At 42.9% G+C, this 10,380-nt stretch carries 9 protein-coding genes; 3 read left to right on the forward strand and 6 right to left on the reverse strand.

Annotated elements, in window-relative coordinates; genetic code table 11:
* Positions 1-319 precede the first annotated feature (319 nt).
* Positions 320-1,993, forward strand: a complete 1,674-nt coding sequence (locus AC805_RS13790) for a bifunctional UDP-sugar hydrolase/5'-nucleotidase (protein WP_231662869.1) — start codon at positions 320-322, stop codon at positions 1,991-1,993.
* 264 nt (positions 1,994-2,257) lie between these two features.
* Here AC805_RS13790 and AC805_RS13795 read toward each other — a convergent pair whose 3' ends face one another.
* The 6 genes from AC805_RS13795 to AC805_RS13820 form a co-directional block, all read right to left on the reverse strand.
* Positions 2,258-3,445, reverse strand: coding sequence for an alkaline phosphatase family protein (locus AC805_RS13795; protein WP_055075959.1), 1,188 nt, complete (start codon positions 3,443-3,445; stop codon positions 2,258-2,260).
* A 187-nt stretch (positions 3,446-3,632) separates the two neighbouring features.
* Positions 3,633-3,962, reverse strand: a complete 330-nt coding sequence (locus tag AC805_RS13800; protein ID WP_055075960.1) for a hypothetical protein — start codon at positions 3,960-3,962, stop codon at positions 3,633-3,635.
* 30 nt (positions 3,963-3,992) lie between these two features.
* Positions 3,993-4,487 (reverse strand): phage tail protein, encoded by a 495-nt coding sequence (locus AC805_RS13805; RefSeq protein ID WP_055075961.1) that lies wholly within the window; start codon positions 4,485-4,487, stop codon positions 3,993-3,995.
* Positions 4,488-4,549: 62 nt separating this feature from the next.
* Positions 4,550-5,023, reverse strand: a complete 474-nt coding sequence (locus AC805_RS13810) for a phage tail protein (protein WP_055075962.1) — start codon at positions 5,021-5,023, stop codon at positions 4,550-4,552.
* A gap of 163 nt (positions 5,024-5,186) precedes the next feature.
* On the reverse strand, positions 5,187-5,660 hold the full coding sequence (locus tag AC805_RS13815; RefSeq protein ID WP_055075963.1) for a phage tail protein: 474 nt from the start codon (positions 5,658-5,660) through the stop codon (positions 5,187-5,189).
* Between the two features lie 374 nt (positions 5,661-6,034).
* Entirely contained in the window at positions 6,035-7,744 is a 1,710-nt protein-coding gene (locus tag AC805_RS13820; protein WP_055075964.1) for a phage tail sheath C-terminal domain-containing protein, read from the reverse strand.
* 533 nt (positions 7,745-8,277) lie between these two features.
* Between AC805_RS13820 and AC805_RS13825 the strand changes: the two genes are divergently transcribed.
* On the forward strand, positions 8,278-8,976 hold the full coding sequence (locus tag AC805_RS13825) for a response regulator transcription factor (RefSeq protein WP_055075965.1): 699 nt from the start codon (positions 8,278-8,280) through the stop codon (positions 8,974-8,976).
* Positions 8,969-10,231, forward strand: a complete 1,263-nt coding sequence (locus tag AC805_RS13830; protein WP_055075966.1) for a DUF4255 domain-containing protein — start codon at positions 8,969-8,971, stop codon at positions 10,229-10,231. Before AC805_RS13825 ends, AC805_RS13830 begins: the two co-directional genes overlap by 8 nt.
* Positions 10,232-10,380 lie beyond the last annotated feature (149 nt).

Genomic DNA, 10,380 nt, shown 5'->3' on the forward strand with positions numbered 1-10,380 from the left:
TAACCCACATTCCGCTCGTAATGGAAGCCTAAAAATATTTAAAACGAGACAATGAGGGTTTCAGTGATTTTTGGAAAAATTAATGGTATTAATTACCATTAGTGCATCACTATTTGAAGTATTAAGATAGTGATATTTTTGCTGGTAAAGCTCAAAACACTGAGTGTATAAGGATTTGTTTTCTAAATGCTTTTTTCAGTAAAATAAGAGCGGAATGTGGGATAGAAGTATTGGACGAGACCTTAAGATTTCTAGATCTTCGATTATGCTTGTGGGGTGGCAGATAGCAATCAACTAAAAATACTAAATTGGGATTGACATGATGAGAAAATTTTTGATGCGAAGATTTTTGCTTGTTGCTGTCATTTCTTTATTTGTAGTTCTGTATTTTTCTCCCTTTGCCCTGTCAAAATCCACGTTGGTAAATATTAAGATCCTAGCTATCAATGATTTTCATGGCAATCTAGAGGCGGGTAATCTTACTTTTCCTCCATCTGCTGGCGATCGCATTCCTGCGGGCGGTGTTGAATACTTAGCTACGCATATCAAAAAACTACGGGTTGTCAATCCTCAGATAAAACCTCAAAATACCGTTACCGTTTCCGCAGGAGATACGGTGGGAGCCAGTCCGCTGATATCTGCGCTCTTTCATGACGAACCTGCAATTGAAGCGTTAAATGCTTTGGGTTTAGAACTAAATGCCTTAGGCAATCATGAATTTGACGAAGGAGCGGAAGAGTTATACCGCAAGCAAAAAGGCGGATGTCATCCCGTCGATGGATGCCGCGATGGGGATGATTTTGGCGGCGCAAAATTCAAATTTCTGGCAGCTAATGTGATTGATTCCCGCAATAACAAGCCTATTTTTCCTGCCTATCAGGTGCGTAACTTTGACGGTATTAAGATGGCTTTCATCGGGATGACCTTAAAGGGAACGCCTAATTTAGTTAGTTCTTCAGGAATCGTGGGTCTGGAATTTAAGGATGAGGCGGCTACGGTTAATGCCTTAATTCCAGAATTAAAGAAGCAAGGTATTAAAGCGATCGCTGTTATTTTGCATGAGGGCGGTCTGAATACGGGAAATTACAATGGTTGTGAGGGGATCTCTGGCGCGATCGTGGATATTGTCAAGCAGACCGATCCTGAAGTAGATTTATTCATCACTGGTCATACGCATCAAGCCTACAACTGCCAAATCGATCGCCGTCTGGTTACCAGTGCTTCTTTCTATGGCAGATTAGTCAGCGACATTGATGTGACCTTAGATCGAGGGACGGGAGATGTCGCCTCGATGCGAGCCAATAATGTTGTTGTTACCCATGATGTGCCAAAGGATCCAGCTTTGACCCAGATAGTTCGGAAATACAAAGCCATTGCCGATCCGCTAGTCAATCGGGCGATTGGTTCGATTACTGCGGATATTACCCGCACCCCTGATCGCAATGGTACGTCTCCTTTGGGAAGAATGATTGCTGACGCTCAACTTGCCGCTACTGCTGAAGATTCTAATGGTAGCGCAGTAGCTGCCTTCATTAATCCTGGAGGCATTCGCACCGATCTATCCTATAGCAGCGAGAGTGAAGTTAAGGGGGTTGTGACCTACGGTCAGGCTTTTGCCGTTCAACCTTTCCGAAATCGCTTAGTCACCATGACCTTGACGGGTAAGCAAATCAAACAGCTTTTAGAAAGTCAGTTTGATAATCCGCGTTTAGGACAAAATCGGATTCTCCAAGTTTCCCAAGGTTTCACCTATAACTATAATAATTCCGTTGCTTTGGGGGATAGAATCAGTGATATTGCGATCGCTGGAATAGTGATCAATATGGATCGCGACTATCGCATTACCGTTAACAGTTACTTAGCCGATGGTGGTGATAATTTTGCCGTGCTTAAAGAAGGACGCGATCGCTTAATAGGAGTGCTCGATATTGAAGCTCTCGAAGCATACTTCAAAATGCGATCGCCAATCTCTCCTAATTCTCCTAACAATTGACCACTCCTTAGTTGTAGCCAAATGTATCGGGACATATAGCGCTTTATGCTCAACTCCAAACCAAGAAAATTTTTAAAAGCGTTGCTATGCAATGCTTTTAAAAATTTTTTTCTGGTTCGTTCGATAATTTCTGTAAAACTAAAAAGATAGTTGTGGTGCAAAGCGCCACAACTATCTTTTTAGTTTTACAGAAATATGACTGTCAACAACTATCCATAAGATTCAATTCATGAATTGAATCTTATGGATAATGATTTAGGATTGTTATAGAGAGTTATTCAATTTTGCTGGACGCTTCTTGCGGAGTAGATTTACACCAAACAATATAGAAGCGCTAGCAATCCCAAGCTCCATAGAAGGATTGGGGACAGGGGTTACCAAAGAAGTGAGAGCAGTAGCATCTCCAGCACAACCTAGATAGTTATTGATTCCAAATCCATCTTCGATAGTGCGAAGAAGCGAGCAGGTATTGCCGTAAGTACCATCACGAACGCCCTGATAACCATTATTTGTAATGGCAATTAAAGGAACTTGATTTGTACCAGTTCCGTAGTCATTTTCATCCCATGTGAGGTAAATGATATTGTTCCCTTTACTCCAAGCAGCAGAAGAAGTAATCGCCGAAACCAGATTTTTTACTTCATTATCTCCCTTCGTAAGATTTGCTTGCTCGTTAGCATCTGCGGGATCGGTTACTCCATAGGGGCAACCACCGCTGGGATCTCCATGCATATCATTACATTGGTTGGGAGCGATAAAGCTGAAATTAGGTAATGCACCACTCGTTAAGTCCATTCCCAATTGATCGAATCCCACTACATTTTTGAGTTGGTTAGGATCGCTTTGTACGGTGTTAAAGTACAGGAAAGGATTGTGCTTTACCGCGTAAAGTTTGTCATTAACACCTGCTGTGTTGGAGTTAGCAGCTAATTTGTCGGCTGGCAAGTTCTCTTGGTAGGTTTTCCACGTCAAGCTTTGTGTTGCCAACTGATCGACAATAGATGGACTATTTATAGTTGCGTTACAGTTTTGTGAAGCTCCTGAAGGAATGGCTGTAGTTGGGCCCGCAAAATGTCCAGCCGAAATGCAAGGAGGGTTGTCATTCCCAAGGTTGGGATTGGCTTGAATGGGATCAAAGGGGGCTCCATTACCAAAAGTTGAGCCAGAGATGAGAGTGAGATAATTGGGTAAGCTGGGATGGGTAGTAGAGAAGAAATTTGTCTCAGTATTATAAGTATTGGCAAGCTGATTGATGTAAGGAGTATAGGGGCTGCCAATAATTTCATCGTAGCCGTGGTTTTCCATCATAATTACGATTTGATGATCGTATTGTGGAACTCCTTCAGTAAGGGAGTTTGCCGATACTGCTGCCACGAAAGCTGAAGACGAGAATACTGTTGCAGACAAAGCGACAGCAAAGGATGCCGATGCTTTTGCATTCGAGATTTTCATTGTTTTAAGATTTACGGTAAATTACTAAGACACGCAAATATCTAACCGAGAAGTTTGTTACCTCTTGGTCAGATCTTCTTTATGTCATTCCGCTACACGCTGTTACTGTATCGCTCTAGTATTAAGAACTAGATATGAGTAATTTAAGAAAAAATTAACTGCAATAAAGCTACACAAATATTTAATATTATTCGAGGTTCTCTTCGGGCAAATTATTCCAATCGGTATCTTCTAGCTCATTAATTTGACGATAGAATTTTTGCAAATAACTGAGATCGCTTGCAAATAAATTTTCAATTACTATAGAACTTATCTCTTCTAAACCACCTAATTTCGTAATCACTCTAGACAAAATAATTACCGTGGCATAGGCGGGATTACTTTTTACACGGGGGTCGCGCATGGGAGTAATCTCATCGATCGCTCTGGATAGTCGCATGACCCCCTTACGATGGAGATTCCCATCATTATCGACATAGCCTTTGGGCAATGTAAATTCAAACTCTGTTTGAATCATAAATATTTTATTAATCTAATGTTAATTCTGTTAACTAATTCGCAAAAAATCTGTAACACTTAACTCTAACTCAGTAATTGCAAATTCAGCACCATCAGCTTTAAAATCGGAAATCTTGTAACGGACTGGCCAAGCACCATTAAATCGAAACCTTGCTTTCTCCGTAGCCCCTTGATCGTAAACCGTGATATCCCCATCTCGGAATTGTTCCGCCCAATTGCCATCTTCTACAGCTTTGAACCAATTCCACATGGTCATGGATATGTTCATACCTTGTTTGAGCGTAATATTTTCACTCTTGCTATTGCCAGGTATCTTAGTACGGATTACTCTTCCTTTCGTAGAACCACTCTTGCCCCATACTTGGGGAGTGACTTCCACAATTTCAATGGCTTCTTGGCTGCGTGATAGACCGCTACATTCCATGAAGTAGCCATCAATTTTTTCCAGACTACCCTGCAAAGTAATTTCTATATAAAACTTTGAATTGACTAGAAATTCAATTTGGGAATCTGCATCCGCCATGAAGGTCTCCTATGTTCTTATTTGTAATATGAGTGGTGCTTTGCACCACTCATATTGACATTTTAAGTTTTACGATGCATTTTCTCATATACAAATTCAATGGTTTCCGTGGATAGCCCTTCAGCTCCTGCTTCCAGCTTTGTTGATTTATAGCTAGAAGGCATGATTCCAGTTATTTCCCACGTTGCAGCGGCTTCGCCACCTTGATTGTAGAGAGTGATCGTGCCTGTTTTACGTTCGCCTTTGGTTTTGGTTCCACCACCAGCGATCGGCTCAGAATGGGAATCGCTATACCATTGCATTAGACGCTTATCTCCCACTGTGCAGACAAATTCAACAGTAATATTACTGTTGCTGATCCCCGTTACAGTTGCTTGGATTGCTGACTTACCAGATTTAGTTACTCCATAGGATTTACTGTCGCCTGCGGTTTGTAGAGTTGTGCTAATACCACTTACACTTTTGACGATCAAGTCATCTAGACCAGATAAGTTAAAGTAGTATTTTGAACAGGCTAAAATTTCGCCTTTTGCCATTGTGTTTTGACCTCAAAATTTTGATAGTAATATATGGCTGGATTGCAGTCTTAGTAATGTTAGTAACGATTGAGTGTAATGATTGAGTCAATCTCTAATAATTATTCTAAGCTTGGTATCAATCCCTGAACCAAAAATTTGTAAGCGCCCTTAGTAGCACTTCCTAGACGACGCGATTGATTTGTTCAGCAATAATTTCAAAAGTCTCGACAGCCAAGTCCTTACTTTCAGAGTTAAAATCACTGACCTTGTAGGACTTAATCCAACAATTTGTCAGGCTCCAACGAATTGCTTCATTATCTTCGCTGTCGTAGGCAACAATCGAGCCATTCTTGCGACTAGAAGACCATTTCCCTTGTCCCCCTTCGCTTTTAGGCATCGTTGCTAACATCCAATTATAAAAGTCCATATCGCCTTCGACGACATAGGCTTCAATCGTGACGTTGGGATTTTCTTCAAAACCCGCTGATGTACTTTGCCAAAGGGTCTTGCCCCCTTTGGTTGAAGCAAGGGGTTTTTCATGTCCTGCTGTCTGTCCAGAAAAGGTAACTTCCGTTACACTTTTGATCAATTTTTCTGTTAAACCATCGAATTCCACATAGAATCGACTGGTAGGAATTGGTATAAGTGTAGGCATTCTCCCTCCTTAAAATCTGAGTTACAAGTCTATGCTGATAACTTATCATTTTAAAATCTAAAATCTATAAATTCCTAAGAATTAATGTGTAAATCTTAAAAATTTGATAGGAGATACCCAAAGGCTTAGATTTGGAAACGCTATAGGGTATCAAAATACAAAGTATATGTAGGTATACGTAGATATCGATAGTGGATATCTACATCAGTAGTTGGGCATAATTAGATCCTGATCTAAAACCTGCGGCGCACGCGCAGCGTGCGCCACAGGCTCTAGGGTTTTATATTTCAGTAAGCCCCCTTACTTATACTTTGTGGATATTGTGTAGATAAAAATTAACAGCGCCGAAATCATCAGCGCTGTTAATCAATTAACTAACTATTGGGCGACCATTGACTGACTCGGAAGATAACGAATTCAGCAGGTCTGACAGGGCAAATGCCGACTTCGATATATAAACGCCCCATCATCATAGTTTCATGGGTATTTAAGGTGGCATCACACTTGACGTAAAAAGCTTCTGAAGATGCACCGCCAAATAAGGCACCGTTTCGCCATAGACCTTCAAGGAAGTTGCTGACGGTACGGGTAACTCTTGCCCAAAGATCGGTGTCATTGGGTTCAAAGACCACCCATTGAGTGCCGATTTCGATCGATTTCTCGATATAGCTGATCAAGCGACGGACGCTGATATAGCGCCATTGAATGTTGTCAGGCTCGACGAGGGTACGTGCGCCCCATACTTTGAAGCCACGGTTGTAGCTGGCAAAGTTACGGATGCAGTTGATTCCAATGGGGTTGAGCATTTCTTGCTCGCGCATATTGGTTTCATAGGCTAAGCCAAGAACGCCTCTAGGAGTGTCGTTAGCAGGAGCTTTGAAGATGCCGCGTGATTGATCAGTGCGACACCATAGCCCCATGACATGACCACAGGGGGGGACGTAGGATGGTTTGCCACCCTTGCGAGGATTGGCGACTTTGATCCAAGGATAGTAGAGCGCACCATACATAGAGCGACGGTTAAACATGCTTAACCATTGAGCTACGTCTTGGGGCTTTTGGCGATCGGGAGGAACTGCTTCCATGCCTTTGGAGGGCTTAATTGGAGGCGGATCGATTACTGCCATCCGAAAAGCAGGGCCTGGGAAGGAGTTTTCGCACATGCTGAGCATCATTTCCATGACTCCATGTACTTGATCGATGTCGATTAGTCCTGCTTCGTAGACGCGCATTAGGTCTGGGCAGGCAATCATCGCTGTTTCATCGATTTCAAACATTCCTTGGATGCCAGTGCGATCGTCTCTTTGTCCTAGGAGGTCGCGAGCGAAGCGATCGATCGATGAGATGTAAGGAGGAGGTGCAATTTCATAGGCTCCGTTAGCAGGGCGACGGGAGAGTGGCTGTCCGCTAACAGATATATCGGCGATGGTGACGTATTCTGAATCGGCGATCGCCGTTACTACATAGTCAGCAACTTCGGGCGCAACTTGAGGGTTCATCGTGACATGTTCGTACCGCTCTAGTTCCTGTCCCCCTTGGACAACGATCACGTTGAAAAATTCGCCAGTATTTAAGGGTGGCTCGGCATCAGCAGGTGCGTCATCGGGAAGAGGTTTGGGGGTACTCTCTTGGACGATGACTTTAATGCGATCGCTGGTTGAAGGTAGTGCCAATTGGCTGGCGGATGCATCCGCAGGCTTGATGTTGAACATCAAGGTTGGTTTGTTATTAGATGTGCCAATACGGAGAGCCGTGGCTTCAGGGGCGGGAGGCTCCGATCCAGGCAATTTGGTGCCGATACTAGTGACCCAGCAACGTCCGCCGCCATTAACAAACCAGCCATTTACCGCGAAGGGAAGGTAAGCGTCAAAGTCAGTGTATCCGTCGGAGCCGGGGGCTGCGTAGTATTCGCGATATTGATCCCATGACGTAACCAACATGGGTTTAAAAAGCTCAGCGTCACCGCGTACATCTTCGGTAAATCCGATAAAGCCTGCCACACTGAGGCTGATGCCTTCAATGGGACGACTGCCTTTATCCACCTCTTCAACGTATACGCCCGGGGCGAAGTAGTCTAATGCCATATGCCACCCTTTAACTATGTCTATAGCCTCATACAGTAGGGAGAATCGAATTTAAGGGTTATTAGACTTTAGTCTATACTTCTAGTAGTTCAGCATAGTTAAAACCCAAAACTAGAGCATGTAATGCCAATTCCCAAAATGGCAACGCCATTTTGGGAATCTCAAAACCTTACTGGGTTTGGTGTTTACTTCACAAAAGTGTGACAACACTTTTGTGAATTGTCATAACGCCTGCGTAGTGGGCAGTATGCTCTTCTAGATTTTGATTTTACTTATGCCTAGCTAATTAAAATCTAGCTAATTAAAATCTAGCTAATTAAAATAAGGTTGAAATTTTCTTGGATTATGTGCAGATTATGCTCAGATTATTTGGATCAGATTATTCAGATTATTGGGAGTTGAACCTAGTGTCATTCCTATAGGAACTGCTCAAGAACCTCTAGAAAAACTTAACAACTCATTCATAAATTGACTAATTTATAAATTGACTAAGCATCAACGATCTATAACAAAAGATCTATAACAAAGGATCTATGGCAACAACGGCTCAGATAGTTTCGGTTTTATTGGTAGAAGATGATTCTAATTTTCGTCGTGGGTTACATACATTACTGAGTTTTTATAGTGATGATTGTTATCTTCAGTTTAAGATTGTCGGAGAAGCTACTTCTTGCGTCCAAGCTATCAAGCTGGTAGTTGAGCAGAAGCCGTCTTTAATTCTCTTAGATGTCAAATTAGATCTAAAATCTCCTGAGGATAGTGGATTAAAGGTGCTGATGGATCTGAAAAAATTGGATTATCATGGCAAGGTTTTAATTTTGTCCGCTCATCGCGAAGATGAATTAGTATTTAGAGCGATGCAGTTGGGTGCGCGAGGTTATGTGGCAAAGGATCGGATTGGGAGTCAACTCTATGAGGCAATTTCGACAGTTATGAATGACGAAATCTTTTTGCCTCCTGATATTGCGACTAGTTTCTTTCGGATTTTTCATTTCTATTCTGGACGATCGCTCCAGATACATTCCACAATTCATCTCACCGATCGCGAGCAGGAGGTATTGAACTGGCTGATTAGGGGAGCTTCAAATGAAGACATTTCGCGTTACTTGCATGTGACGATCGCTACAGTAAAAGCTCATCTGACGAGCGTGTTTGAGAAACTGGGGGTGGCAAGCCGCACTCAGGCAATTGTTAGGGCGTTGAAATTAGGTTTGGTGAGTACCGATGAGTAATCATTTAGCGATCGCAACGGTAACGGCAACGCTACAAAGGTTGTTGCAATCAGTCATTCAACAGGATATTGAAGGTGCGAGAGCCACGACTTTGCCACCTGCGGGAATTTCTACGGGTGCGCCTGAGGTGGGAGTTAACATCTTTTTGTATCATGTCACGAGCAATCCCTCGTTAGCTAATTTTGACTCTACTCCCAATCGGATTAAAGGCAATCCACTCAATCGTCAAGTGGCTCTCGATCTTTACTACATGATGAGTTGCTATGGCAATGATGCGGAACTGCAACCCCAGAGAGTATTAGGAAGTGTCGTGAGTACGTTTGTGGATAAACGAATTCTTACGCCTGAATTAATTCGTTCTACCTGTAATGACTCTACTTTCCCATTTTTAGTAGATGCCGATCTTGCCGATCAGATTCAACAGATTAATATTGTGCCCGTCGATATTTCGCTGGAGGATCTATCTAAGGCTTGGTCGGTGTTTTATCAAGTTCCCTATGTTTTATCGATCGCCTATCGTGCTTGTCTGGTGATTGTTGAGGGGCGCGAAAATTTCCAGAGAGCTTTGCCCGTTCGCGATGCTTCTCCTGCTGGTTTGGTTCCCTTTCCTGCTTCTCCCTATATTGAGCAAGTGCTGGCTCAGGGTAGTCGATTTGAGCCGATTGTGCTCGGTAGTGCGATCGTCGTGCGCGGTCGCAATCTGCAAAGCCAAACCGTGGAAATCCATGTGGGCGATCTGATCGTTAAGCCCACATCGGTCATAGATCGGGAAATTATTTTTTCCCTTGCCAATATATCTTTTCCGCAAATTCAAGCGGGAGTGCAGAGTTTGCAGGTAATCCATCGGATTGATAGTACTTCTCCGTTAATTACTAATGCGATCGCCTCGAATGTGATGCCCTTTGTTCTTTGCCCGACGATTGTGAGTGTGAGTGTGACTCAGCTAGAAGAGGTAGAGGATAATTTGCGATCGGCTGTAGTTGTATTGCAGCTAGATGTGCTGGTGCGTGAAAAACAGAAGGTGGTCTTATCTTTGAATGAATGGGCGGTGGGTAGTCCTGCTATATATATGTTCGATCGTCCTCCACTTCCCCATAATAGCTCTACGATTGAGATTCCCATTAAGAATGTCAAGGCAGCAGAATATCTAGTGCGGATTCAGATTGATGGGGCTGAAAGTAAGCTGGGGGTAGATGATGATCCTGATAGTTCTACCTATAACTGGTACAACAGTCCTAAAATTACGATTCTGTAATACCAAGTTAAGAAATAGCGTAGCCATTTCTTAATATAGCTGTCGCCAGTTTTGTTAGGACAAAATCAAAACCCAAAAGAGAGTTGCCGCGCTTCGCGCGGCAACTCTCTTTTGGGTTTTATGTCCTGATACAGTTGGCGGCAGCTATA

This window comes from Pseudanabaena sp. 'Roaring Creek', from assembly GCF_001402795.1.
Classification (GTDB): Bacteria; Cyanobacteriota; Cyanobacteriia; order Pseudanabaenales; family Pseudanabaenaceae; genus Pseudanabaena.

What these genes read in the sequence shown, in the direction of transcription:
- AC805_RS13825 (WP_055075965.1), top strand. Translation starts at nt 8,278, where the DNA reads ATGGCAACAACGGCTCAGATAGTTTCGGTTTTATTGGTAGAAGATGAT.
- AC805_RS13800 (WP_055075960.1), bottom strand. Translation starts at nt 3,962, where the DNA reads ATGATTCAAACAGAGTTTGAATTTACATTGCCCAAAGGCTATGTCGAT.
- AC805_RS13790 (WP_231662869.1), top strand. Translation starts at nt 320, where the DNA reads ATGATGAGAAAATTTTTGATGCGAAGATTTTTGCTTGTTGCTGTCATT.
- AC805_RS13815 (WP_055075963.1), bottom strand. Translation starts at nt 5,660, where the DNA reads ATGCCTACACTTATACCAATTCCTACCAGTCGATTCTATGTGGAATTC.
- AC805_RS13830 (WP_055075966.1), top strand. Translation starts at nt 8,969, where the DNA reads ATGAGTAATCATTTAGCGATCGCAACGGTAACGGCAACGCTACAAAGG.
- AC805_RS13795 (WP_055075959.1), bottom strand. Translation starts at nt 3,445, where the DNA reads ATGAAAATCTCGAATGCAAAAGCATCGGCATCCTTTGCTGTCGCTTTG.
- AC805_RS13810 (WP_055075962.1), bottom strand. Translation starts at nt 5,023, where the DNA reads ATGGCAAAAGGCGAAATTTTAGCCTGTTCAAAATACTACTTTAACTTA.
- AC805_RS13805 (WP_055075961.1), bottom strand. Translation starts at nt 4,487, where the DNA reads ATGGCGGATGCAGATTCCCAAATTGAATTTCTAGTCAATTCAAAGTTT.
- AC805_RS13820 (WP_055075964.1), bottom strand. Translation starts at nt 7,744, where the DNA reads ATGGCATTAGACTACTTCGCCCCGGGCGTATACGTTGAAGAGGTGGAT.